At 60.1% G+C, this 22,316-nt stretch carries 26 protein-coding genes; 19 read left to right on the top strand and 7 right to left on the bottom strand.

Translation table 11 applies throughout. The annotated features are described in order from the left end of the window. Positions 1 to 73: 73 nt before the first annotated feature. The 11 genes from NK214_RS09945 to NK214_RS09895 all read left to right on the top strand — a co-directional run bounded on the left by NK214_RS09945 (position 74) and on the right by NK214_RS09895 (position 11,590). A complete protein-coding gene (locus NK214_RS09945; protein ID WP_253314371.1) occupies positions 74 to 3,922 on the top strand; it encodes a glycosyltransferase in 3,849 nt (1,282 codons plus the stop codon). Positions 3,923 to 4,165: 243 nt separating this feature from the next. Then, positions 4,166 to 5,014, top strand: coding sequence for a flagellin (locus tag NK214_RS09940; RefSeq protein WP_227104797.1), 849 nt, complete (start codon positions 4,166 to 4,168; stop codon positions 5,012 to 5,014). Between the two features lie 194 nt (positions 5,015 to 5,208). Beyond that, the gene (locus NK214_RS09935; protein ID WP_227104796.1) at positions 5,209 to 6,057 is read left to right on the top strand and encodes a flagellin; all 849 of its coding nucleotides are present in this window, start codon (positions 5,209 to 5,211) and stop codon (positions 6,055 to 6,057) included. Between the two features lie 77 nt (positions 6,058 to 6,134). Further along, positions 6,135 to 6,563 (top strand): flagellar protein FlaG, encoded by a 429-nt coding sequence (locus NK214_RS09930; protein WP_043642102.1) that lies wholly within the window; start codon positions 6,135 to 6,137, stop codon positions 6,561 to 6,563. Positions 6,564 to 6,607: 44 nt separating this feature from the next. Next, complete coding sequence (gene fliD, locus NK214_RS09925; protein WP_227104795.1) at positions 6,608 to 7,978, top strand: flagellar filament capping protein FliD; 1,371 nt, start codon at positions 6,608 to 6,610, stop codon at positions 7,976 to 7,978. A 104-nt stretch (positions 7,979 to 8,082) separates the two neighbouring features. Continuing rightward, entirely contained in the window at positions 8,083 to 8,493 is a 411-nt protein-coding gene (fliS, locus tag NK214_RS09920) for a flagellar export chaperone FliS (RefSeq protein WP_019103817.1), read from the top strand. Continuing rightward, entirely contained in the window at positions 8,490 to 8,819 is a 330-nt protein-coding gene (locus tag NK214_RS09915) for a hypothetical protein (RefSeq protein WP_253314370.1), read from the top strand. Before fliS ends, NK214_RS09915 begins: the two co-directional genes overlap by 4 nt. Positions 8,820 to 8,944: 125 nt before the next feature. Then, complete coding sequence (locus NK214_RS09910; RefSeq protein WP_081545453.1) at positions 8,945 to 9,298, top strand: DUF2802 domain-containing protein; 354 nt, start codon at positions 8,945 to 8,947, stop codon at positions 9,296 to 9,298. Further along, positions 9,295 to 10,320, top strand: coding sequence for a flagellar hook-length control protein FliK (locus NK214_RS09905; RefSeq protein ID WP_107800443.1), 1,026 nt, complete (start codon positions 9,295 to 9,297; stop codon positions 10,318 to 10,320). The genes NK214_RS09910 and NK214_RS09905 overlap by 4 nt, the downstream gene beginning before the upstream one ends. Next, complete coding sequence (locus NK214_RS09900) at positions 10,301 to 10,642, top strand: EscU/YscU/HrcU family type III secretion system export apparatus switch protein (protein ID WP_019103813.1); 342 nt, start codon at positions 10,301 to 10,303, stop codon at positions 10,640 to 10,642. The genes NK214_RS09905 and NK214_RS09900 overlap by 20 nt, the downstream gene beginning before the upstream one ends. Positions 10,643 to 10,723: 81 nt before the next feature. Continuing rightward, on the top strand, positions 10,724 to 11,590 hold the full coding sequence (locus NK214_RS09895; RefSeq protein ID WP_107800442.1) for an NAD(P)-dependent oxidoreductase: 867 nt from the start codon (positions 10,724 to 10,726) through the stop codon (positions 11,588 to 11,590). 64 nt (positions 11,591 to 11,654) lie between these two features. Here NK214_RS09895 and NK214_RS09890 read toward each other — a convergent pair whose 3' ends face one another. Next, complete coding sequence (locus tag NK214_RS09890) at positions 11,655 to 11,924, bottom strand: HU family DNA-binding protein (RefSeq protein WP_048414328.1); 270 nt, start codon at positions 11,922 to 11,924, stop codon at positions 11,655 to 11,657. A gap of 64 nt (positions 11,925 to 11,988) precedes the next feature. Next, on the bottom strand, positions 11,989 to 12,855 hold the full coding sequence (locus tag NK214_RS09885) for a YicC/YloC family endoribonuclease (RefSeq protein WP_107800441.1): 867 nt from the start codon (positions 12,853 to 12,855) through the stop codon (positions 11,989 to 11,991). Between the two features lie 107 nt (positions 12,856 to 12,962). Here NK214_RS09885 and NK214_RS09880 point away from each other — a divergent pair, with 107 nt between their 5' ends. The 3 genes from NK214_RS09880 (at position 12,963) to rph (ending at position 15,586) form a co-directional block, all read left to right on the top strand. Further along, positions 12,963 to 13,913 carry a serine/threonine-protein kinase gene (locus NK214_RS09880; protein ID WP_081545449.1) on the top strand — a complete coding sequence of 317 codons (951 nt, stop codon included), beginning with the start codon at positions 12,963 to 12,965 and terminating at the stop codon, positions 13,911 to 13,913. A gap of 13 nt (positions 13,914 to 13,926) precedes the next feature. Beyond that, entirely contained in the window at positions 13,927 to 14,808 is an 882-nt protein-coding gene (locus NK214_RS09875; protein ID WP_235086925.1) for a PP2C family serine/threonine-protein phosphatase, read from the top strand. Positions 14,809 to 14,869: 61 nt separating this feature from the next. Further along, entirely contained in the window at positions 14,870 to 15,586 is a 717-nt protein-coding gene (rph, locus tag NK214_RS09870) for a ribonuclease PH (RefSeq protein ID WP_107801945.1), read from the top strand. Positions 15,587 to 15,632: 46 nt separating this feature from the next. Here rph and NK214_RS09865 read toward each other — a convergent pair whose 3' ends face one another. From NK214_RS09865 to NK214_RS09845, 5 genes are all read right to left on the bottom strand, one after another. Continuing rightward, positions 15,633 to 16,439 (bottom strand): serine protease, encoded by an 807-nt coding sequence (locus NK214_RS09865; protein ID WP_107800439.1) that lies wholly within the window; start codon positions 16,437 to 16,439, stop codon positions 15,633 to 15,635. A gap of 89 nt (positions 16,440 to 16,528) precedes the next feature. After that, positions 16,529 to 17,431 carry a hypothetical protein gene (locus tag NK214_RS09860; protein WP_253314369.1) on the bottom strand — a complete coding sequence of 301 codons (903 nt, stop codon included), beginning with the start codon at positions 17,429 to 17,431 and terminating at the stop codon, positions 16,529 to 16,531. 147 nt (positions 17,432 to 17,578) lie between these two features. After that, positions 17,579 to 18,850: a two-component system sensor histidine kinase RstB gene (gene rstB / locus NK214_RS09855; protein ID WP_107800437.1), complete on the bottom strand. Its 1,272-nt coding sequence runs from the start codon at positions 18,848 to 18,850 to the stop codon at positions 17,579 to 17,581. A 6-nt stretch (positions 18,851 to 18,856) separates the two neighbouring features. Further along, positions 18,857 to 19,576 (bottom strand): two-component system response regulator RstA, encoded by a 720-nt coding sequence (gene rstA / locus NK214_RS09850; RefSeq protein ID WP_253314379.1) that lies wholly within the window; start codon positions 19,574 to 19,576, stop codon positions 18,857 to 18,859. A gap of 17 nt (positions 19,577 to 19,593) precedes the next feature. Then, positions 19,594 to 19,785 carry a hypothetical protein gene (locus NK214_RS09845; protein WP_146176699.1) on the bottom strand — a complete coding sequence of 64 codons (192 nt, stop codon included), beginning with the start codon at positions 19,783 to 19,785 and terminating at the stop codon, positions 19,594 to 19,596. Between NK214_RS09845 and NK214_RS09840 the strand changes: the two genes are divergently transcribed. The 5 genes from NK214_RS09840 to NK214_RS09820 are packed head-to-tail and all read left to right on the top strand — an operon-like array spanning position 19,784 to position 22,306. After that, positions 19,784 to 20,116, top strand: a complete 333-nt coding sequence (locus NK214_RS09840; RefSeq protein WP_235086937.1) for a hypothetical protein — start codon at positions 19,784 to 19,786, stop codon at positions 20,114 to 20,116. The genes NK214_RS09845 and NK214_RS09840 overlap by 2 nt on opposite strands. A 39-nt stretch (positions 20,117 to 20,155) precedes the next feature. Next, positions 20,156 to 20,518 (top strand): SFCGS family glycine-rich protein, encoded by a 363-nt coding sequence (locus tag NK214_RS09835; protein WP_107800435.1) that lies wholly within the window; start codon positions 20,156 to 20,158, stop codon positions 20,516 to 20,518. Positions 20,519 to 20,521: 3 nt separating this feature from the next. Continuing rightward, positions 20,522 to 20,824 carry a DUF4312 family protein gene (locus NK214_RS09830; RefSeq protein WP_043591096.1) on the top strand — a complete coding sequence of 101 codons (303 nt, stop codon included), beginning with the start codon at positions 20,522 to 20,524 and terminating at the stop codon, positions 20,822 to 20,824. Between the two features lie 34 nt (positions 20,825 to 20,858). Then, positions 20,859 to 21,635, top strand: a complete 777-nt coding sequence (locus tag NK214_RS09825; protein ID WP_166452683.1) for a DUF4311 domain-containing protein — start codon at positions 20,859 to 20,861, stop codon at positions 21,633 to 21,635. A gap of 17 nt (positions 21,636 to 21,652) precedes the next feature. Continuing rightward, a complete protein-coding gene (locus tag NK214_RS09820; protein ID WP_019101591.1) occupies positions 21,653 to 22,306 on the top strand; it encodes a DUF4310 family protein in 654 nt (217 codons plus the stop codon). The last annotated feature ends 10 nt before the right edge of the window (positions 22,307 to 22,316 follow it).

The raw sequence follows: 22,316 nt of genomic DNA, 5'->3' as shown, positions 1-22,316 counted from the left end.
GTGATCAAAACCGTTGCAATGATGGTTTGACTATGTTCGGCTTGGCGTCTTCTCTGCAGGCGGACCTCATCTCATGGAAAAAAGAAATCCCCGTATCGGCATCTTGTCTAGAGACCACTTTGATCATGCTTGTTTCAAGCTTAGATTGGGTGATCCTCTGTCTTTGCTCGCAGGCGTGGTTGATACTTATTTTTATAAAAACCTAGAGGCTCATCGCCTGGTGGGCGATTATGGGTTCGATTCAGATGCCCATTTTGTTGAGTCCATGGACGCATTTATTGTACAGCGATGGTTTATAGATAAGTGCTATATGGATTTGATGAAGATTATTATCGAATCCAAGAAGCCCATTGTCTTTGATATTGATGATTGGTTGCTGGGTTTGCCAAGCAGTAACCCGATGTATGATGATTTCTTTAAATCCACTGAGCATATAAAGTGGATATTGCCATATTGTTCTGTTGTGACTGTCAGTACGCCAGAGTTGGCTAAAAAATTTGTTGCTTATAATCAGAATGTCGTAGTAATTCCAAACTCCTTGAGCCAGTTTCGTTTTGTAGAGCCAAGAGAGCGGGATGATCAGGTTGTTATTGGGTTTGCCGGTACCAGCACTCATGGTCGAGATTTGGACTTGATTTCTGGTGCTCTGTTACGGGTTTATCATGAGTATGCGGACGCGGTAAAGTTCGTGTTTTGGGGAAATGTTCCCAAGACCATGATTGGCTTGAAAGGGGTGAAGCAAGGTCCCAAAGGTGTGATGTATCACGACTATTTTTCTTATCTTGCTGATTTGAAAATAGATATTGGACTGGCTCCATTGGAGGAAGACGGGTTCAATCTGTGTAAGTCGGATATCAAGTGGATTGATTACGCGGTAGTGGGGGCCGCCAGTATCGTGTCGGACCTCCCTCCTTATGCCGAGCCCAAGGAAAAGGGGCTGGCGCTGGCTGTTGAAAACAATGAGGACGCTTGGTTCAATGCCATCGTGTCCTTGGTTGAAGACCACGCGGCAAGAAAGTCGCTGGCTTCCAGGGCACGCAATTACATCTTGCAGCAACGCACGTTGGAAGGGACGATAAGCCAGCATATCGCGGTCTGGAATAGCGTTTTGCCGAAGGCTGTCCAAATCCGCAGTCCCAGCAAAATCGGCAGGCCCATCTTGCAATCGTCATGCCCGGAAGACGCGATTGAGGAGCAGCGTTACAAGATTTGGAAGAACAATCACCAATTGCGGGAAGTTCACGCAGAACAGTTTGCCGAGAGAATGGTGAAAGCATGGTCGGTACGGCCGACGTTCAATCTGGTAACCGTGGTACCCGCCGCCGAAAAACGACGCTTGGTAGAGTCGTTGGCGGCAATGGAGAAGCAGCTGTATCCGAATTGGCGTTTACTGGTCTTGGCGGATTGGGAGATGCCGGATCCCGTGTTTCAGAACAGCCCGCAGCTGGGGTGGGTGAGGCTGCCTACGCTGGACGATCCTGAGCGCTTGACCCAAGTTTTTAACGATATCGTTGCAGACTGCTATGCGGATTGGGCCATGCTGTTGCCGGCGGGCTTCCGCTTGGAGTCTCGCGCGCTGGTTAGATTGGCCGAGGCGGCCCATGCTCACCCTGAATGGATGGCTATTTATTGCGATAGCGATGTCGTTTCCCCTATGGGGGAATATTTTTTGCCCTCGTTCAAACCGGATTTCTCCCCGGAGTATTTGCGCTCCATGGACTATATCGGGGCGGGAGTTGCGATTTCGACTAGAGCCCTAGTGGCATTGAATGGCTTGCAGCCGTACCCGGGGGCTTATGTTTATGAATGCCTGTTGCGCTTGTTCGAGTTGAAGGGAAGGGATGCGATAGGGCATGTGGATGATGTGCTGCTTTCCCTTCCATATGACAAAAGTGATATTGGCCCTTTGGCGACGGCGGCGCGGAAGGTGGCTCTGGAGAACCATGCCATCAGACTGGGGCTAGCCGCCGATGTGGGCGACGGTTATGTGCCGGGCACCCATCATTTTGATATCAAAGTGCAGGGGAGTCCCTTGGTTTCCATCATTATCCCTACCCGGGATAAATTGGAGTTTTTAGAACCATGCCTCGAAAGCCTGTTCGAGAAAACCAGGTATCAGTCGTTTGAAGTCATTATTGTTGACAACCGTTCGGAGCAGCCTGAGACCCGCGAGTTTTATGAGGATATGGCTGGGAGATTCCCTGGGCGGATCAAGGTTGTCGAATACGATGCTCCTTTTAATTTCTCCGCGCAGTGCAATTTAGGCGTTAGTGTAGCGGCCGGCGAGTTCGTTTTGTTGTTGAACAACGATACGGAAGTCATTTTGGAGTCCTGGCTTGAGCGTTTGCTGGCGGTGGGGCAGCAATCTGGGGTAGGGGCTGTCGGCGCCCGCTTATTGTACCCCGAGGTGGGGCAAATTCAGCATGCGGGCATTATTCTTGGCTTGCCGGGCGGAATGAGGTCTGTCGCCGATCATGTATTTGAGCCGATGGATATCTCCGAGTCCGGATATCAGAATCGGATTCTGACCGGGCAGAACTATTCCGCTGTGACGGGTGCTTGCCTTTTGGTGAGTAAAGAAATTTACCTGCAAGTCAGCGGTTTGGACGAAGACAAATTTAAAGTCTGCTTCAACGATGTAGACTTTTGCCTGAAGGTTCAAGCTGCGGGCTATCGTAATGTGTACAACCCTTTTGTGGTGTTGTACCACCATCATGCCAAAAGTATTGGACGAACCACGTCAGACCCTCGCGTCGCGTTGCAGGCGGCGGTGAGGGAGCGCGATGAAATGGATGCGATGCTGAGGCAATGGCTGCCGTTGATGCGACGTGATCCATTTTTTAACCGCCACTTGTCTCTGCGTGGAAGAAAGATGGAAGTGGAGTGGCAGCGTTGCGTTGCCTGGGATCCTGAGTTGCCGGGACGTAAACGTGTTCTGGGGATGCCGGTTCCGGGGGGGAGCGGCGAGTATCGGCTGAGCCAGCCGCTGTCCATTCTGCAAGAGCAGGGACGGCTTGACGGGGAGATTCACCAGCCGACTCAGGGCGCGTTGTCGGTTGTTGAAATGGCGCGGCATGCGCCGGACACCCTGCTCTTGCATACCGGCATCAATGACGGAATCTATGACGCGCTGACAGCTTATCGCGAGTTCATTCCGCAAATGCGAGTGGTGTTCGGGATTGACGACTTGGTGGGCGGCACGCCGGTGAAGAGTAATCTATACGACCACTGGAAACGCCTGTATCCAGATGCGAAGCAGAGGCTTCGTAGAGTGCTGAAGTTGAGTGATGCTCTTGTTGTGTCGACAGAACCGTTGGCCGCATTCACTCAAGGAATGGTGGACGAAATCGTCGTAGTGCCCAACAGGCTGCGGAAAAGTGTTTGGGGGCAACTGAGGCCACAAAGACGGGTTGGTGCGAAGCCTCGAGTTGGTTGGGTTGGTGCCTCTCAACATCGGGGAGATTTGGAACTGTTGTTTGAGGTCATCAAGCAAACTGCAGCGGAGGTGGACTGGGTCTTCATGGGTATGTGTCTGCCGCAGTTCCGTCCTTATGTAGCTGAGGTGCATCATTCCGTGCCATTTGATCAATATCCTGAGGCGATTGCCAAGCTGAATCTGGATTTGGCGGTGGCGCCGTTGGAGCTTAACGCTTTCAACGAGGCCAAGAGCAATCTCCGCTTGCTGGAGTATGGCGCTTTGGGGTGGCCGGTAGTCTGCACCGATATTTATCCTTATCAGACCAATGCGGCACCAGTGTGCCGAGTACCCAATGTAGCGGAGGCCTGGATTGAGGCGATAAGAAGTAAGGTGTATGACCGAGACGCCAGTGAGCGGGAGGGCGAGCAGCTACGTGACTGGGTTGAGAGGCACTACTGGCTGGAGGATCACCATGAAGACTGGTTCCATGTGCTGCATGGTTGAGCGTTGAGTCAAGCGTCTGGTAGAGAATCGCCCTGCGGCGCAAGCCGCGGGGCAGTTTGTTTTTCACTTTGCCGCGCAGTTTGGGTGTTCGCCATCGGGCGAGGGAAGGAGGCATCCGTTTGGGGGGTTGTTTGGTAAAAATACCATTTTGGTCAAGTTTATTAACCTTTAGACGATCTAGTAAGCATGCTGCGCAAATCACGGCGTTCCGCTTGACGCAGTCTTGATCTCTAGGGGAATCACATGGCTATTACCGTAAACACCAATATTGCGTCGCTGAACGCGCAGCGCAACCTCGGCAGTTCCAACAACTCCCTGCAAGTGTCCTTGCAGCGTCTGTCTTCCGGTCTGCGCGTCAACAGCGCTAAGGACGATGCGGCTGGTCTGGCAATTTCGCAAACACTGACTTCGGCGATTCGAGGCAATAACCAGGCGATCAAGAATGCCAACGATGGTATCTCTGTTGGCCAGACCGCTGAAGGCGCCTTGGGCCAGCTTGCCAACAATATGCAGCGTATCCGTGAAATCGCGGTACAAGCATCCAACGGTTCGGTCAGCAATACCAACCGTTCGCAGCTGCAAAGCGAAGTGGATCAGCTGACCCAGGAAATCTCGCGTATTGTGCAGACCACCCAGTTCAACGGCACCAGCCTGTTGTCCGGCGGTTCGGTACTGACTTTCCAGGTGGGATCGTCCGGCGCAGCCACCAACCAAGTGTCGATTTCGTCCACCGACTTGACCTCGGCCGGCACGCTGAACACTTATAGCTCCAGTTTGAGCAATACTGGCACGATTAGTGTGACCACCCAAGGGGGCGCCTCCGCCGCCTTGTCTTCGCTGGATGCGGATATTGCCCAGATCTCGAACATCCGCTCGACTTTCGGCGCGGTGCAGAACCGCTTTGATGCGGTGGTTTCCAACCTGCAGAACTATACTGAGAACCTGACTGCGGCCAACAGCCGTATCATCGACGTAGACTTTGCCGCGGAAACCGCCAACCTGACTAAGAACCAGATTCTGCAACAGGCCGGCACTTCGATTCTGAAGAACGCCAACTCGCTGCCGCAATCGGCGCTGACTCTGCTGCAGTAAGTTGAGGGTGCAAGAGCAGGGCGTCTGTTTGGCCAGGACGCCCTGCTTCGTTGGGTTTCGGGCCTGATACGGAAAACGGTAGAGAGTGGTTTTACGGTAAAATTCACATTGCAGCTATAAAGTTTATTGTGCCTCTGACGATATGGTGAGTAAGCAAGTCGCTTTGCCCAACTGTGTAGATCAGGAGAACTAACATGGCTATTACCGTCAACACCAACATTGCTTCGCTGAATGCGCAGCGTAACCTCGGCAACTCGAACAACGCGTTGCAAGTCTCTCTGCAGCGTCTGTCTTCCGGTCTGCGAGTCAACAGCGCCAAGGATGATGCCGCCGGTCTGGCGATTTCCCAGACCCTTACTGCCGCCATCCGTGGTAACAATCAGTCGATCAAGAACGCCAACGATGGCATCTCCGTCGGTCAGACGGCGGAAGGCGCCTTGGGCCAGATCGCCAACAACCTGCAGCGTATCCGTGAAATCGCGGTGCAAGCGTCCAACGGTTCGGTCAGCAATACCAACCGTTCGCAGCTGCAAAGTGAAGTGGACCAACTGACCCAGGAAATTTCGCGTATCGTTCAAACCACCCAGTTCAACGGCACCAGCCTGTTGTCCGGCGGTTCGGTACTGACTTTCCAGGTGGGCTCGTCCGGCGCAACCAATAACCAGGTTTCCATTTCGTCGACCGACCTGACGTCCGCCAGTGTTTTGAACAGCTACAACTCGAGCTTGACCAACACCGGTACCGTGAGCGTGACCACTCAGGGCGCGGCATCGGGCGCGCTGTCGTCGCTGGATGCGGACATCGCCTCGATCTCGAATATCCGGTCCACTTTCGGTGCGGTACAGAACCGTTTCGATGCGGTGGTGGCCAACCTGCAGAACTACGTGGAAAACCTGACCGCAGCCAACAGCCGCATCGTGGATGTGGACTTCGCAGCGGAAACTGCTAACCTGACCAAAAACCAGATTCTGCAACAGGCCGGTACTTCGATTCTGAAGAACGCCAACTCGCTGCCGCAGTCGGCACTGACCCTGCTGCAATAAGTCTAGAATGATGGTATGAGCCAGCGGCGGCTCCGGTTGGTTGGGCAACCGGAGCTGCGCGCGTCAGGAGAGTTGTCATGCAAATACCTTCTTTACAATCGCTGCCGATTGCCAACGCAGGCGCATCCGCGCCGCGGCAGCAAACGGTGGAGCTGGCGCAAAGCGGGCAGGGAGCCGATAAGGCCGCTTCCGCTTTACCGGACAATGCCCAGGCAGTGGCTGCCGCCGGACAGGCGCAGCAGCAGCAGGCGCAGAATACCGCGGCCAAGGAAAAACCATCGGTTACCGAGCAGTTGCAGTCTTCGCTGAAGCAACTGAACAGCGTGGCCTCGCTGTACAATAACCAGCTGGAGTTCTCGGTGGACAAGGACACCGACCTGCAGGTGGTGAAAGTCGTGGACAAGGAAACTCAGAAGGTCATCCGGCAGATACCTTCCGAGGACGCGATCCGGATCGCCAAGGCGATTGGCGACTTCAAGGGCATGCTGCTGAAGGACAAGGCTTGAGTCCCGGGAGCGGCTCAACAAATACACATTAAAGGGTGATGAACATGGCAGGGATAACCACATCAGTCGGCACGATCGACGTTCAAACCATCGTAAGCCAGTTGATGGCGATCGATTCCCGGCCATTGCTCGCCAGTCAGAAGAAACTGGACGGCTACAACACCCAGTTGAGCGATCTTGGCAAGATCGGTTCCGCGCTGTCCGCGCTGCAAAGCGCGATCACCAGCTTGTCGTCGGGATCGTTCTTGCAAGCGTTCAAGGTATCTTCCAGCGATACCTCCGTCGCCGGGGTCAGTACCACCTCCGGCGGGGTCAGCGGCACCTATGTCGTCAATGTGTCCAAGTTGGCCACTTCGCGACAGCTGGTGTTCGATCAGATCGGCAGCAACAAGATCACCGACGCCCAGGCGGACATTCCCAGCGCGCCTGACGAATTGAAGTTCACGGTTAATGGCAAGGAACAGACGGTCAAGCTGCGCGACAAGCCGGGCGACAAGGTCAGCCTGCAGTCCATCTCTGACAAGATCAACGCCGAGGGCATGGGCGTCAACGCCTCCGTGGTCAAGAACGGTGGTAATTACAAGCTGGTTCTGGCCTCGACCGCTTCCGGCACCGACAACGCCTTCGCGATCACCGGTACCGGCAGCACGGACACCGGCAGGGTGGACGGCAACGTCATGGGCGGCTTGTCGCAGAGCACGGACGCGGCCAGCGAGTCCAAGCTTGCGGCCAATGCGGAGCTGACCGTTAACGGAGTCAAAGTGACTTCCGGCAGCAACAAGGTCAGCGGCGCGATTCCCGGGGTGGATCTGGACCTGTACAAGGAAAACGCCAACACCACGGTGACCATGAATCAGGATGCGGCCGGCATCAGCAAGAATTTGCAGAGCTTCGTCGACGCCTACAACCAAGTACTGAGCAGCATCAAAGACGCCCGTACCGGCAGCATGAAGGGCAATGCCTCCGTCTTGTCAATTCAGCAGCAGCTGCAGAGTGTACTGACCAAATCCATTCCCGGCGTCGACCCGGTCAATTCCTACGCTTATCTGTCCCAGATTGGCATTGCCATCCAGAAGGACGGCACCATTAAGCTGGACTCGACCAAATTCAACGACGCTCTGAAGAAAGATCCGACCGCGGTCAAGAATCTGTTTGGCAACAGCAGCAATAATGGGATAGCTCAGCTGCTGAACAAGGAGATCAACGGTCTGTTGGGACCGACTGGCGTGGTGGAAAGCAGCAAGACTTCGATCAATTCGCGCATCAGCACGGAGAAGGCATCGCAGGATGCGCTTACTGCCCGTTTGACGGCACGGCAGAAGCAATACATTCAGCAATATACCGCGCTGAACTCGACGCTGAGCAAGATGGCGGCCAGCACCAATAATTTGAGCGGTTTGATGTCCCAAGTATAAGCTTTGAGTCGTCCAGTCATGATTTTTAGCTGAGATTCGGCGCCGGATGAAAAACAGCGCGTCGATCCAGCACAGCGGGTGGTTACAATATGCTGAATTCCAGAATGTTGAAGCAGTTCAACAAGGCCTATGAGAACGACGCCTTGAAGGCTGCGGTGTATGGCGCCAGTCCCATCGGGATCGTGGTCATGCTGTACGAAGGCGCGATCAAGGCGATCATGACCGCCAGTATTGCGATCGAGGCTCAGCGCTTTGATGAAAAAGCGCGCATGATCTCGAAGGCGATGGACATCATCGAAGGTCTGCGCATCGCGCTGGACGTGGAGGCCGGCAGCGAGGCGGCTGTCAACCTGAACGAGTTGTACCTCTATATGAAGACGCGTCTGGGACGGGCCAGCCTAAAGAACGATTTGGAGATTTTGGCTGAGGTGAGGGGGTTGCTGGAAACGATTCTTCCCGCCTGGCAGCAAGTCGACCGCAGTCAGCCCGCGGCCAGCGCGGCGGCGGGCGCATGACGGCGACGACGCGTGCGATACCCCTGGAACAACTGGTGGCGGAACTGGAGGCCTTGACGCCTCAGGTGTCCGCCGCGGTGTCCGCCAAGGACTACGAGCGTTTCAACGCCTTGCAGGCGCAGCAGGAAAAGCTGATGTCGCGGCTGTTGGCTTCGCTGACCCAGGAAACGTTGTCCGGCCTGGAGGAGGCTCAGCGCGACAGACTGCGCGAGCTGGTGCGGCGACGCGAGGAAATCCAGGCCGATCTGGTCCAGTGGTCGGAAGCGTTGCGCTCGGAGCTGGTGCTGATCAATCAGAGTTCCCGGGTGCTGAAACACTATCGTTGACCGTAAGTCGCCGCGACGGCCCGGCCAGGACGGCGGAGTCGATTTGATGGCGGGTTGGCCTTGGGTTGTTGGAGGTTTCGCCATAAAATTAAGTCACGGCGGAAACTCTTCCATGGGGAACCAAGATGTCCGGCACCTTTTTCCCATACCTGATGGTCGTGCTCTGGCTGATGCTGGCCATGGCGGTGGCGTATGTCTACTGGCGTGTGCTGCGTCTGGAAACCAAACGCGACAGCTTGACCACCATGTATCTCGACCAGCAGCAACAGCAGATCAGCGCTATGCAGCGGGATATGTCGCGCCTGTTGTCCCGGGTGGAGCAGCAGGCGCACGGGGATGTCGGACTCAGCCCTTATAATCAGGCGATCGAGATGATACGCCAGGGCTTGACGGCTTCCGAAGTGGCCTCCCGCTGCGGCATCTCCCGCAGCGAGGCCGAGTTGATCGTTTCCCTGTACCGAAATAGTCCCACCTCATGATTCCGTCGATCAATACCGGCGTCTTGCCGGCGCAGCAGATCAACCCCTCACAGCTATTGGGCGAGGGCGCCAAGCTGCTGCTGGAAACCGCGACCCTTCCCAGCCGCTTGCCGACGCTGCTGCTGGGCGAGCAGGTGACGGCGCGCGTGGCGGATCGCCTCGACAATAATCAGCTGGCGGTATTGATCAAAAATTCGCTGTTCACGCTTAACCTACCCCAAGGGGCGACGGTAAGCGGCGATACGCTGCAGCTGAAGGTGGCGTCGCTGCAACCGGCGTTGACCTTTTTATTGCAGGACGGCGGCAAGGAGAGCGCGGAGCAGACCAAGGGCAGTTCGGTGCAAGTGGCCCTGAGCCCGGCTTCCCGTTATCTGACCCATCTGCTGTCCACCCAGACCAGCGACGCCGGCAAGCCGGTGCTGGTCAACGCGGCGCAGCAGCCGCCGCCCAAGGTGGCGGAGGATTTGCAGCAGGGCGTGGCCAAGAGCGGTCTGTTTTACGAATCCCACCTGAAGGATTTCGCCGACGGCCGCACCAGCCTGGCCGAGATCAAGCAGGAGCCGCAGGCCAAGATGAGCCAGGCGCTGGCCAATACCGAGCACGCGGCGGCCAGCGCGCGGCCGCAGGCGCAGGCCCAAGCCCAGGAGTTGGGCAATCTGGTGCAAAGGCAGCTCAACGGCCTGGAAAACCAGCAACTGCAGTTTCAAGGCATGGCCTGGCCCGGCCAGCCCATGCAGATGGTGATCGAGCAGGAAAAGACCGAGGCCGACCGCGAAGGCAACGGCCAGCAGGAGATGCAGGCCTGGTCGACCAATCTGTCCTTGAATCTGCCGGCCCTGGGCGGCATGGCCGCGCGCATTCGTCTGGTGGGCCAGTCGGTGCAGGTGTCGTTCTCCGCCGAGGACGAGCAGGCCGGGCAGTTGATCACCCAGAACGCCGGCCGGCTGGAGGCGGGTTTGGCCTCGGCCGGCCTGGCCTTGGCCAGCCTGGTGGTGAAGGACGATGGCGCGGCCGCCGAGTGAGGACAAGCGCCGCTCCGCGGTGGCTTTGTCTTACCAGGAGGGGCACCGTTCGCCCAAGGTCGTCGCCAAGGGTTATGGCGAGCTGGCCGAGCGCATCATAGACCGTGCGCGGGAGGCCGGCGTGTTCGTGCACGACTCGCCGGAGCTGGTGTCTTTGCTGATGCAGGTGGACCTGGACAAGAACATTCCGCCGGAGCTCTACCGCGCGGTGGCCGAGGTCCTGGCCTTCGTCTACTTTCTGGAGCATCACGCCTCCGGCAAGGATTATGAATTCGAGGCCTGGCTGGGCGGGCGCAAGCCTGCGCCTTTGCCCGAGCCCTGATTCTCCCCGCCGCGCGCTGGCGTTGCGGCGCGCTTCCCCTTATCCTCGATGAATCTCGTCGTTTTCATCGTGGAGTCGCAAATGAAAGTCGCTTATATCGGTCTGGGCATCATGGGCCGTCCCTGCGTATTGAACCTGCTGAAGGCGGGCCACCAGGTGACGGTGTGGGCGCGCAGCCGCGAACGGGCCGAGCCCTTGTTGCAGGCGGGCGCAAGCTGGGCGGATAGCCCGGCCGAGCTGGCCGGCCAGGTCGAGCTGCTGATCACCAATGTGTCGGACACCGCGGATGTGGAACAAGTGCTGCTGGGCGAGCAAGGCGCGGTTCACGGCGCCGGCGCGGGCCTGGTCTGCGCGGATATGAGCACCATCGCGCCCAACGGCGCGCGCCGCATCGCGGAGAGACTGGCGGCTTACGGCGTGGACTTTCTGGACTGTCCGGTGTCCGGCGGAGAGGTGGGCGCCGTCAACGGCACGCTGACCATCATGGTCGGCGGCAAGGCCGAGGCCCTGGAGCGCGCGCGTCCGGCCCTGCAGGCCATGGGGCAGACCATTACCCATATCGGCGCCAGCGGCGCCGGCCAGGTGGCCAAGGCCTGCAACCAGATCGCGGTCGGCGTCGGCGTCGCCGCGGTGGCGGAAATCATGAAGCTGGCCCAGGCCTGCAATGTCGATCCCGCGCCGGTGCGCGCCGCGCTGCTGGGCGGTTTCGCGCAGAGCAAGGTGTTGGATGTTCACGGCCAGCGGATGATAGACGACAACTACGCGCCGGGCTTCAAGGCCAAGCTGCACGCCAAGGACATGCGCATCGTGCTGGAGACGGCGCGCGAGCAGGGCATCCGCTTGCCGGAGGCGGAACGGGTGTCGGGCCTGATCGATCAGCTGGTGGCCGAGGGCGAGGGCGAGCTGGATTCGTCGGCGATCGCGCGGCTGATCTGGCGGCAGAACTGAGGCGGCGGACAAAAAAACGGCGAGGCCGGGCCTCGCCGTTTTAGCAGAAGCGCCGGAGGGCGCCTCAGGCGACCTTGTCTTTCAGCTGCTTGCTGGGCAGAAACACCACTTTGCGTTTGGCGGCGATCTCGATGGTCTCGCCGGTCTTGGGATTGCGGCCGGTGCGGGCGGCGCTTTCCTTGACTTTGTATTTGCCCACCACGGTGGTGATTTCGTCGCCGTTGGCCAGCGCGTTTTGCAGCACTTCGTCAAAAGCGCCCAACACCCGGAGCACGTCGGCCTTGCTCAGGCCGGATGTCTCGGCCAAGGCCGCGATCAGTTCTGCTTTGGTCATGTTTTGGTCTTTCCCTAAGGTCTAGGAGGGCTTGCCGCGGCGGCTCTGGCCGCCGGCGCCGCGCTTACTCGATATTCTGGATCTGCTCGCGCATCTGTTCAATCAGTACTTTCAACTCCACCGAGGCCTGCGTGGTTTCCGTGGAGACCGACTTGGACCCCAGCGTGTTGGCTTCGCGATTCAACTCCTGCATCAGGAAGTCCAGACGCTTGCCGGACTGACCGCCGGCTTTCAGGATGCGGCGCACTTCGCTGAGATGGGTGCTGAGGCGGGCCAGTTCTTCATCGACGTCTATTTTCTGAGCGAACAGCGCGAATTCCTGCTTCAGCCGGTCTTCGTCGACATTGCCCAGCGCCTCTTGCAGGCGGCTGGACAGTTTGGACATATGAGCGTCCAGAATGGCCGGCAGCTTGGGCTTGATGGCGACGACGATGGCTTCCATGCCGGTGATGCGTTCTTCCAGCACCACTTTGAGTTTTTCGCCTTCGCGGCCGCGCGAGGCGTTGAAGTCCTTCAGCGCCACCGCCAGGCTTTCCGTGCACAGCTGCTGCAGCACTTCCGGCGGCAACTCGTTGGTTTTCATCACGCCGGGCCAGCGCATCAGCTCGCCGACCGACAGACCGCGGTTTTCGCCGGCCTGCTCGCGCACCTGCTGCGAGACCTCGATCAGGCGCTGCAGCACGGCCTGGTTCAATTCCAGCGTCGGCACGGCGCTGTCCACCTGGTTGATGCCGACGCGGCATTCCAGCTTGCCGCGGCTGACCTTGGCGGAAATCAGCTCGCGCAATTGCGGCTCGATCACGCGCAATTCTTCCGGCAAGCGCATTTGCAAATCAAGGTAACGGTGGTTGACCGAGCGAATTTCTAGGCTCAGCAAACCGCCGGGAAATTCCCTGCTGCTTGCGGCAAAGCCTGTCATACTTAAAATCATCAGACACCCCCTTAGATGAGCGGATTGTTTACTTTCTCAAGGCTGGGCCCGAATTGCTTTGCTAAGCTCAATCCAAGGCCTGTGGACACTATAACAACTGACACCCCATGACTCAATCGAACCAGCAGACCGCTTTGCCGGCCGGCTCCCGGCTGGGCGAGTACACGATTGTCCGCCAACTCTCCGTGGGCGGCTTCAGTGTTGTCTATCTGGCGCTGGACGATCAGGACAATAAGTTCGCGATCAAGGAGTACTTGCCGCGCAATCTGGCGCTGCGCGACGAGGACGGCCACGTGACGGTGCCGCATGAGTTGGACCGCGAGGCCTTCAATCTGGGCCTGAAGTGTTTTTTCGAGGAAGGGCGCATTCTCTCCGGCATTTCCCACCCCACCGTGGTGCGAGTGATCAATTTCTTCCGCGCCAACCAGACGGTCTATATGGTGATGGAGTACGCCGACGGCCGCTCGCTGGTGCGGGAATTGGAACTGGCCGGCGGACGGCTGGACGAGCGCCGCCTGCGCAAATGGTTCGCCGCGCTCTTATCCGGGCTGCGGGAGGTCCATCTGCAGCGTCTGCTGCATCTGGACATCAAGCCCGCCAATATCTATCTGCGCCGCAACGGCGCGCCGCTGCTGCTGGATTTCGGCGCGGCCAGGCAGACCTTGTCGCGCCGCGACAAGCACTTCGCCTCGATGTACACCCCGGGCTTCGCCGCGCCCGAGCAATATGAAAAAGACGCGCCGCTAGGGCCGTGGACCGACATCTACGCGCTGGGCGCCTGTCTTTACGCTTGCATGGGCGGCGGTACGCCGCAGATTTCCAAGGAGCGCAAGGAAAGCGATCGGCTGACGCCGGCGAGCAAGGCCTTCCGCCATTTGTACTCCCGCGAGCTGCTGGAACTGACCGATCAGTGCCTGGCGCTGTCTCCGGAGGAGAGGCCGGCCACCGTGCCGGGGCTGCAAAAGCGCCTGATGGCGGAGGAGTACAGTCCGCCGGAAGAACTGGCGGGCAGCAAGTGGGTGGGATGGATAAAAAACCTGACTGGCGGACGCTCGTGATGAGGGGATCGGCATGAAACTATCCATCTATCAGGAAAGCCGCATCGGCGGGCGAGCGTACAACCAGGACAGGCTGGTGATCGCCCACTCGCGCGACACCGTGATGCTGGCGGTGGCCGACGGCATGGGCGGGCATATGCGCGGCGAAGTGGCGGCGCAAATCACGGTGGACCTGCTCAGCGAGCTGTTCTACCAGCAAGCCACGCCGACGCTGACGCATCCCAACCGCTTTCTCGTCAACGCGGTCAGCACCGCGCATCAAGTCATTCTCGATTACGCCGCCGACCACCGGCTGCCGGAGGTGCCGAGCACCACGGTGGTGGCGGCCATCATCCAGCAGGGGCAGTTGTACTGGTGTCATGTCGGCGATTCCCGCCTCTATCTGCTGGATGAGAAGGGCTTGCGTCTGCGTTCGCGCGATCATTCCCAGGTGCAGCGCCTGATCGATCAGGGCCAGTTGAGCGAGGACGCCGCCAAGGTGCATCCGGAACGCCACAAGATTTACAACTGTCTGGGCGCGGCCAGCGATCCGGACATCGACGTCGGCGAGAAACAAAGCGTGGGCGCGGGCTGCTCCATTCTGCTGTGTTCCGACGGCCTGTGGTCGCAGGTGATGGACCCGGAGCTGGAAAAGGTCTTCGTCCGCCGCAATGTCAGCCAGGTCTTGCCGGCGCTGATGAATGTGGCGGAGCGCCGCGCCGGCGCCGGCGGGGACAATCTGTCCGCGGCGGCGGTCACCCTGCTGGACGAGACGCAGGACTACGGCGAGCGCGAGGACGTGCTGGACACGGAAACGGCGACGCCGCGTCAGATGGGACGGATGATTCTGGACTCCAATCTGGAAACCATGCATCAGGAGATTCTGGCCAGCCGGGTGGCGGGCAAGCGCGACTAAGCGCCGTCGTCGGTGGCGACTGATATAATCGTCGGCATTTACCGTTCTGGACGATGACATGATGCGACCTTCCCAACGCCCGGCCGATGCCCTGCGCACGGTGCGGATCAGCCGCCACTACCTCAAGCACGCCGAAGGTTCGGTGTTGATCGAGTTCGGCGACACCAAGGTGATTTGCACCGCCAGCGTGGACGACGGCGTGCCGGGCTTCCTGAAGGGCAAGGGCCGAGGCTGGGTGACCGCCGAGTACGGCATGCTGCCGCGCTCCACCGGCTCCCGCATGCGCCGCGAATCCTCCGCCGGCAAGCAGTCCGGCCGCACCCAGGAGATTCAGCGCCTGATCGGTCGCTCACTGCGCGCGGTGGTGGATCTGGAGAAGCTGGGCGAGCGCCAGATCCAGATCGATTGCGATGTAATCCAGGCCGACGGCGGCACCCGCACCGCCAGCATCACCGGCGCCTACGTGGCCTTGGCCGACGCGATCGGCCTGCTGCTGCGCGAGGGCAAGCTGAGCGAGAACCCGCTGCGCGACCAGGTGGCGGCCATTTCGGTGGGCCTGTACCAGGGCATGCCGGTGCTGGATCTGGATTACGCGGAAGACTCCAACTGCGACACCGATATGAATGTGGTGATGACGGGCGACGGCCGCTTCGTTGAGGTGCAGGGCACCGCCGAGGGCGAGCCGTTTGGCGATCAAGAGCTGCAGGCGATGCTGGGTCTGGCCCGTTCCGGCATCCGCGAGCTGGTGGCGCTGCAGCGCCAGGCGCTGGCGGAGTGAGGGCGCAAGCCCTGAATAGTAAAAAGCCCCGTCGCCGGGGCTTTTTTCATGGCTTGGCGCTCTTGCTGATGAACTGCTGCAGCGCATCGTAGAACATCGGCGCGCTGACGCTCATATTGTCTTCTTGCTTGCGCCGCGCGGCGGTGGGGGCGGAGCTTTGCACCGCGACGATGACCGGCTGTCCCGGCCCCATCACGAACACCGGCGAGCCGCTATTGCCTTCCAGCGTGTCGCAGCGGTGGGTCAGGCGGCCGTCCGGGCGCAGCTTGGTCGCCTTGCAGGCGTTGTGCACCAGCAGGTGTTTTTGATCGTCGATGGGGTAGCCGCCTTGGGTCAGCGTCCAGCTCCGCTGGTTCAGCAATTCGCGCAACTGCTTGGCGTTGCCGCTGAAGACGGGCAGCACGCCCTGGGTGTCGCCCAAGGGGGTGGCCAGGCGGACGAAGGCGAAGTCGCGCGGCGCGATGCGCGGCGGGATGTAGAGGCCGTCGGCGCGGCGGTCCAGGCCTTTGAGGAAGCTCTTGTCCACCTGCACTTCCAAAATCTTGCTGCGCGCGGTGAATTCATCGCCCCACAGGCCGACGGTGAAGCTGACCGCCGGATCGAAACGGCCTTTCTCGTCGACGAAGCAATGGCCGGCGGTCAGCACCACGTCGCGCGCCACCAGCGCGCCGGTGCAAATGGTGCGGGAGCGGGTTTGCAATTGTCCGACGGCGAGCCAGGGTTGATGGTCGGGGCGAGTGCGGACGCGATCGTCCTGGCCGAAGAACAGGATCTTGTGTTCCGCGGAGACGGTGGGGGCGGCGGACGCCGGCAGGGCAAGCAGAACACTGAGGACAAGCAGCGGGAGTTTCATCGAGTTTGGCCTTGCAAATGAAAACGGGGCGCCGAAGCGCCCCGAATTATGTGCGATTGCCGGAGGTTCCGGCAATGCTCGCCGCCTGATTACTTGGCAGCGGAAGCAGCTTTTTTGGAAGCTTTCTTCTCGGCTTTCTTGGCCGGAGCGGAAGCTTCTTTCTTAGCAGCTTGGGCTTTCTGAGCAGCGGAAGCCTCTTTCTTGGCTACGTGCTTTTTGTGCTTTTTAGCGGCTTTTTTGGCCGGAGCGGAAGCGTCGGCTTTAGCGGCTTGAGCTTTTTGAGCAGCGGAAGCTTCTTTCTTAGCAGCGTGCTTTTTGTGCTTTTTAGCGGCTTTTTTGGCCGGAGCAGAAGCGTCGGCTTTAGCGGCTTGAGCTTTCTGAGCAGCGGAAGCTTCTTTCTTAGCTACGTGCTTTTTGGCTTTTTTGGCTTTTTTCGGAGCGGAAGCGTCGGCCTTGGCGGCTTGGGCTTTCTGAGCGGCGGAAGCTTCTTTCTTGGCTACGTGCTTCTTGGCTTTTTTAGCTTTCGGAGCGGAAGCGTCGGCTTTAGCGGCTTGAGCTTTCTGAGCAGCGGAAGCTTCTTTCTTAGCTACGTGCTTTTTGGCTTTTTTGGCTTTTTTCGGAGCGGAAGCGTCGGCCTTGGCGGCTTGGGCTTTCTGAGCGGCGGAAGCTTCTTTCTTGGCTACGTGCTTCTTGGCTTTTTTAGCTTTCGGAGCGGAAGCTTCAGCTTTGGCGGCTTGAGCTTTCTGAGCGGCGGAAGCTTCTTTCTTAGCTACGTGCTTCTTGGCTTTTTTAGCCTTCGGAGCGGAAGCTTCGGCTTTGGTGGCCTGAGCTTTTTGAGCAGCGGAAGCTTCTTTCTTCGCTACTTTTTTCTCGGCTTTCTTAGCCTTGTGGATCGCAACCGGAGCGGAAGCAGCAGCTTTTTCAGCGGCGAAGCCGTTAACGGACACCAGGCTGAAAGCAGCGGTCAGAGCAAGCAGAGCCAGCTTTTTCATTTATGAAACTCCTAAGTTTCTTGGATTGGTATGAAAGTGGACATGTAGTCCTTTTCAGGCCGAAATGCTAACCATGACAAGGGGCTGAGTCTATGCCTTCTGTGTATCCCAATGTTACGGAATGTACAGGCGCGGCGACGGCGGATGTCAGATCGGCCAGCGGAACAGAAAGCGCGCGCCGCCCAGCGGCGAGCTTTCCACTTTCACCTCGCCGCGGTGGGCGCGGGCGATGCCGGCGACGATGGCCAGGCCCAGGCCGTGGCCGCCGGTCTTGCGGCCGCGGCTTTCGTCCAGCCGCACAAAGGCGTCGAACACCCGGCCGCGGTCCTGTTCCGGAATGCCGGGGCCGTCGTCGTCCACCATGATGATGCAGTGGCGCTGCTCGACGATGATGCTGGTCTGCACCAGGCGGTTGGCGTGGCGGCGGGCGTTGGACAGGAAGTTGTCCAGCACCCGGGTCAGCAGGTGTTCGTCGGCGGTGATGGCCAGGCTGGCCCCGGCCGGCTCCAGCCATTGAATGTCCTGCGTCAGCGCAGCCTGGCCGGCGATGCGGTCCTTGGCCCAGGGGATGGCGTCGAAGCTGCTGAGCTTCAGCGGCGCTTCCGGCCGGTCCAGCCGCGCGTGCAGCAGCAGCTCCTCCACCAGCTTGTCGATGGCGGAGAGGTCGCGCTCTATCGCCTGCCGCTCCGGGCTGCTCTCGTCGCCTTCCAGCAGCGCCATCCGGTAGCGCAGCCGCGCCAGCGGCGTGCGCAGTTCATGGGCCACGGCGTTGGTCAGGGTTTTCTTGCTATTGATCAGCGCGGCGATATTGTCGGCCATGTGGTTGAAGGCGACGCCCAGCTGGCTGACGCCGGAGCGCGGCGGCAGGTCCACGCGGGCGGACAGATTGCCGCTGGCCAGCTTGCCGGCGGTTTGCTCCAGCGCCACCAGGTCGCGCCAGTGCGGCCGCATCCATAGAAACACCGGTATCGCCAGCGACAGGCCAATGAAGCCCAGCAGCGCGTAGTCGAACCATTTGAGCTGGTGCAGAAAGAATAGATAGCGCAGCGGACCGGCCACCAACAGGTAGTTGCTGTCCTCCAGCTTTTGCAGGAACACGTATTTGTCTTCCAGCATCACGATTTCGCCGCGGTCCAGCGCCTGCTTGGATTCGTCGTCCAGCAGATAGCTGCTCATCTTCTCCACTTTGACGCGGAAGGTGAAGCCGTGGTCGGAGTTGGCCAGCGTTTCGCTCCAGCGGTCTTCCGGCACGCCGCGCAGATCGGCTTCGATCAGCGACAGCGTGGTGCGCAGCAGGTCGGACAGATAGCGCTCGCCCACGTCGTCCACCGCCTGCTTGTAGACCGCGCCCACCAAGACCACCGCCACCAGGAAACAGGTCATCAGCAGCAGGTAGAACTGGATGAACAATCGGCGCATGCGCGCTTACTCCCAGCCGGACAAGGAGAACAGATAGCCGCGGTTGCGCACCGTCTTGATGCGGAACGGCTCGCTGGGATTGTCGCCCAGTTTCTTGCGCAGCCGCGAGATGGCCACGTCTATGCTGCGGTCCAGGCCGTCGTAGCTGACGCCGCGCATTTCCTTGAGCAGGATGTCGCGGTTCAGGGTTTCGCCGGCGTGGCTGGCCAGCAGCCACAGCAGATCGAAGTCCGAGGTGGACAGCGGAATCTTCTCATTGGCCAGCGTCACGTCGCGGCTGATCGGGTCTATCGCCAGTTGGCCGAACACCACTTTGCGGGTGCCGGGCTTGGGCGCGGCCGCGTCGGCGTTGGCCGGAGTGGGCCGCAGATTGCGTAGCTGGGCGCGCAGCCGCGCCACCAGCACCGAGGGCGGCGTGGTTTTCAGGATGTAGTCGTTGGCGCCCAGTTCCAGGCCCAGGATCTGGTTCATATCGCTGTCCAGCGAGGTCAGCATGATGATGGGGCCGTCGAATTTGGGACGCAGCTCGCGGCAGATGGAGAGGCCGTCTTTGCCGGGCAGCATGATGTCCAGCAGCACCAGGTCCGGCGCTTCGCGGGCGATGGTGTCCAGCGCGGCGTCGCCGCGCGGTTCCACCACCACGTCCATTTCATGGCGGGACAGAAAGTCGCTGATCAGCTCGGCCAGGTCGGCGTCGTCTTCTACAAACACGATGCGGTGGGTCATGCCTTGCATCCATCTATTCAGTGGTCAATCCGCGAAGTATCGCCCGAGCCGCCGCGCGCTTCAACTGCAAGCACGGTCAGGACCGCCTTGTTTCCGCCCGGCGAGCAGGCGATTTCCGTTTCGAAGCGGAAAATCCACCGGTCCACAGTTGCCGGCGGCTTGATTACAGTTTCCTGACATCGCCAACCGTTTTGCAAAGGAAAGCTCATGAACGATCAAGTCCGTCCCGCCGCCGTCGACCAGACCGCGATCCGCCGCCTGGCGGACCAGATTCTGGGGCAGATTCCCGCCTTGCTGGATGCGGCCGGCAAGTCTCTGACCGAGGTTCAGCAGCAGAAGCTGGATTCGCACGTGCTGGCGATGGCGCGCCGCTCGCTGACCGGCGAAGGGCTGCCGGATTTCGACAAGAGCCTGTTCGACGAGATCTCGGACACCACGCGGCGGCTGTCCGCCGCGGTGGTGGCCCTGTTCGGCAATCTGCCGGAAGAAGAAGCGCTTTTGCTGTCCATTCATTTCGAGATGGCCAAGAACAAGGCCTGAAGTCCGCCGTGCATAGATAGAGAGATAGAGGAGAAGACAATGACACAGATAACCGTAGTGATTGGCGACCGTCTGGGCAAGGGACAGAAAGTGGGCGCGGGTGCGGAGGCCGCCGGCGCGCGCGCGGTGGTGATCGCGGGCATGGCCGCGGATATGAAGCTGGGCGACGTGATGCAGGCGGAGGGCGCGCAGCTGGGCATTTCCTTCTGCGGCAGCGGCGGCGCCGGCGCCATCACCGCGCAGACCAAGTACGGCTACAAGGCCAAGTACGGCATGCGTTCGGTGGAGGAGGGCGTGACCGCGATCGAGGAGGGCTACACCGTGCTCGGCTTCGGCTTCATGGACAAGGAAGAGCTGGGGCAGCGGCTGGTGGCGGCCTATCAGAAGAAATACGGCGGCTGAGCGATGCAAAGGCGTTTCGAGTCCAGCGTGACGGTCAGCGGCCGCGGCGACAGCAAGGCGCAAGCTTGCGCCGACGCCTTGTCCGGCGTGCAGCGCGCGGTGACGGCGGCCGGCCATCCGGTGCTGTTGCGCATCGAGCCCATGCGGGTGACGGTGGTCGCGGCGGAGGAGATCCGCCGCCGCGAGCGCTTTCTGTTCTTCTTCCTGCCGCGGGACAGGCTCAGCTACGCCGTCACGCTGGAGGTGGAGGTCAGCGTGACGGCGCTGGATATCGAGGCCGTGCCCTTCGTCGCGCGCCAGGTTTAGGCGCCGGCTGTCGTTTTATTCCGAGGAGGAAGCCATGCTTCTGATCATTCTTCTCAAGTCGCTGTTGATAGGCGGTCTGGTCGGCGTCGCGGTGGGCGCCGGCGCGGCCCGCATGTTCCACGCGCCGACTTCCCAGGGCATGGGCGCTTTCCGCACCCTGGGCGAGCTCAATTCCTGCGAGGGCGACCCGGCTTCGCATTTTTCCTTCGGCCTGGGCTTTTTCTTCAACGCCTGGGCCTCGTCGGTGGCCGCCGGCGCCTTCACCCAGGACATCGACCACCGGGTGATTCCGCACTGGGGCGCCGCGGCGCTGCTGGCGCGCAACCGCAATCTGGCGGAGACCCTGCACAACCCGCGCAAGATGGCCTTGGTGTGCGGGGTAATCGGTATGCTGCTGGTGGCCTTCCTGAACACCACCGCTTCGGCGGTGCCGGCTTCGCTGCAAATCACCGCGGTCAAGGTCTTGGTGCCCGCGGCCAACCTCTTGGTCAACACCGTGATGCCGGTGATTTTCTGGCTGGCGGCGATTGAGGCCGGCCGGCGTTCCGGTCTGTGGGGCACGGTGTTCGGCGGCCTGGCCCAGCTGATCATGGGCAATGCGGTGCCGGGCCTGGTGCTGGGCATTCTGATCGGCAAGGGCGTGGACGAGGGCGGCTGGAACAAGGTGACCAAGCTGATGATGGCGGCCATCGTGGCGCTGTTCGCGCTCAGCGCCTTCTTCCGCGGCTTTGATCTGAAGCTGCTGAGCAGCTTCCACCTGAACGCCCCGTCCTGGCTGGAACTGCTGCACGCCGCCGTGCGCGGCGCTTGAGGTTGAAGGAGAGAATGATGACTGAACAAGCACAAACCGGGGGTTTCTGGCTGGCGGACTGGTCTTTTCCCTTGCTGGTGGGGCTGTTGTCCGCCGGCGTGTTCGCCGGCACGCATATGTATTACGTCTACGGCATCGGCGCTTTCAACGAGGTGGCCTTCGTATCGATGCTGCGTGCCGGCATGGACACCGGCGTCTACGGCGCGGTGGCCGCCTTCGGCGCCAGCTTCTTGTTCGCCCGGGTGATAGAAGGCTCGCTGGTGGGCATCCTGGACATCGGCGGCGCCATCATGACCGGCGTCGGCCTGGGCATTCCGGCGATGTTCCTCGGCGCCGGCATCTTGTTTCCGGTGGAAAACTTCGGCGCGGCGCTGGCCACCGGGATGGTGATCGGCTTGCTGATCGGCGCGGTCATTATTTTCGCGCGCAAATTCACCATCAATCAGGGCAATTCCACTTACGGCGCCGATGTGATGATGGGCGCGGGCAACTCCTCCGGCCGCTTCCTCGGCCCGCTGATCATCCTGTCGGCGATGGCGGCGTCGATTCCCATCGGCGTCGGCTCGCTGCTGGGCGCGCTGGTCTTCTATCTGTGGGGCAAGCCCATCACCGGCGGCGCCATCCTGGGCGCGATGCTGCTGGGCACGCTGTTCCCGGTGGCGATTGCCTGAGGAGGCGGCG

Origin of the sequence: Chromobacterium sp. S0633 (genome assembly GCF_024158805.1) — a bacterium.
Taxonomy (GTDB): Bacteria; Pseudomonadota; Gammaproteobacteria; order Burkholderiales; family Chromobacteriaceae; genus Chromobacterium.
This window is presented reverse-complemented; position numbering and strand designations above follow the sequence as displayed.

Excerpts from the sequence above, each read along its gene's own strand:
- NK214_RS09945 (WP_253314371.1), top strand. The coding sequence starts at position 74 with ATGGAAAAAAGAAATCCCCGTATCGGCATCTTGTCTAGAGACCACTTT.
- NK214_RS09940 (WP_227104797.1), top strand. The coding sequence starts at position 4,166 with ATGGCTATTACCGTAAACACCAATATTGCGTCGCTGAACGCGCAGCGC.
- NK214_RS09935 (WP_227104796.1), top strand. The coding sequence starts at position 5,209 with ATGGCTATTACCGTCAACACCAACATTGCTTCGCTGAATGCGCAGCGT.
- NK214_RS09930 (WP_043642102.1), top strand. The coding sequence starts at position 6,135 with ATGCAAATACCTTCTTTACAATCGCTGCCGATTGCCAACGCAGGCGCA.
- fliD (WP_227104795.1), top strand. The coding sequence starts at position 6,608 with ATGGCAGGGATAACCACATCAGTCGGCACGATCGACGTTCAAACCATC.
- fliS (WP_019103817.1), top strand. The coding sequence starts at position 8,083 with ATGTTGAAGCAGTTCAACAAGGCCTATGAGAACGACGCCTTGAAGGCT.
- NK214_RS09915 (WP_253314370.1), top strand. The coding sequence starts at position 8,490 with ATGACGGCGACGACGCGTGCGATACCCCTGGAACAACTGGTGGCGGAA.
- NK214_RS09910 (WP_081545453.1), top strand. The coding sequence starts at position 8,945 with ATGTCCGGCACCTTTTTCCCATACCTGATGGTCGTGCTCTGGCTGATG.
- NK214_RS09905 (WP_107800443.1), top strand. The coding sequence starts at position 9,295 with ATGATTCCGTCGATCAATACCGGCGTCTTGCCGGCGCAGCAGATCAAC.
- NK214_RS09900 (WP_019103813.1), top strand. The coding sequence starts at position 10,301 with ATGGCGCGGCCGCCGAGTGAGGACAAGCGCCGCTCCGCGGTGGCTTTG.
- NK214_RS09895 (WP_107800442.1), top strand. The coding sequence starts at position 10,724 with ATGAAAGTCGCTTATATCGGTCTGGGCATCATGGGCCGTCCCTGCGTA.
- NK214_RS09890 (WP_048414328.1), bottom strand. The coding sequence starts at position 11,924 with ATGACCAAAGCAGAACTGATCGCGGCCTTGGCCGAGACATCCGGCCTG.
- NK214_RS09885 (WP_107800441.1), bottom strand. The coding sequence starts at position 12,855 with ATGATTTTAAGTATGACAGGCTTTGCCGCAAGCAGCAGGGAATTTCCC.
- NK214_RS09880 (WP_081545449.1), top strand. The coding sequence starts at position 12,963 with ATGACTCAATCGAACCAGCAGACCGCTTTGCCGGCCGGCTCCCGGCTG.
- NK214_RS09875 (WP_235086925.1), top strand. The coding sequence starts at position 13,927 with ATGAAACTATCCATCTATCAGGAAAGCCGCATCGGCGGGCGAGCGTAC.
- rph (WP_107801945.1), top strand. The coding sequence starts at position 14,870 with ATGCGACCTTCCCAACGCCCGGCCGATGCCCTGCGCACGGTGCGGATC.
- NK214_RS09865 (WP_107800439.1), bottom strand. The coding sequence starts at position 16,439 with ATGAAACTCCCGCTGCTTGTCCTCAGTGTTCTGCTTGCCCTGCCGGCG.
- NK214_RS09860 (WP_253314369.1), bottom strand. The coding sequence starts at position 17,431 with ATGAAAAAGCTGGCTCTGCTTGCTCTGACCGCTGCTTTCAGCCTGGTG.
- rstB (WP_107800437.1), bottom strand. The coding sequence starts at position 18,850 with ATGCGCCGATTGTTCATCCAGTTCTACCTGCTGCTGATGACCTGTTTC.
- rstA (WP_253314379.1), bottom strand. The coding sequence starts at position 19,576 with ATGACCCACCGCATCGTGTTTGTAGAAGACGACGCCGACCTGGCCGAG.
- NK214_RS09840 (WP_235086937.1), top strand. The coding sequence starts at position 19,784 with ATGAACGATCAAGTCCGTCCCGCCGCCGTCGACCAGACCGCGATCCGC.
- NK214_RS09845 (WP_146176699.1), bottom strand. The coding sequence starts at position 19,785 with ATGAGCTTTCCTTTGCAAAACGGTTGGCGATGTCAGGAAACTGTAATC.
- NK214_RS09835 (WP_107800435.1), top strand. The coding sequence starts at position 20,156 with ATGACACAGATAACCGTAGTGATTGGCGACCGTCTGGGCAAGGGACAG.
- NK214_RS09830 (WP_043591096.1), top strand. The coding sequence starts at position 20,522 with ATGCAAAGGCGTTTCGAGTCCAGCGTGACGGTCAGCGGCCGCGGCGAC.
- NK214_RS09825 (WP_166452683.1), top strand. The coding sequence starts at position 20,859 with ATGCTTCTGATCATTCTTCTCAAGTCGCTGTTGATAGGCGGTCTGGTC.
- NK214_RS09820 (WP_019101591.1), top strand. The coding sequence starts at position 21,653 with ATGACTGAACAAGCACAAACCGGGGGTTTCTGGCTGGCGGACTGGTCT.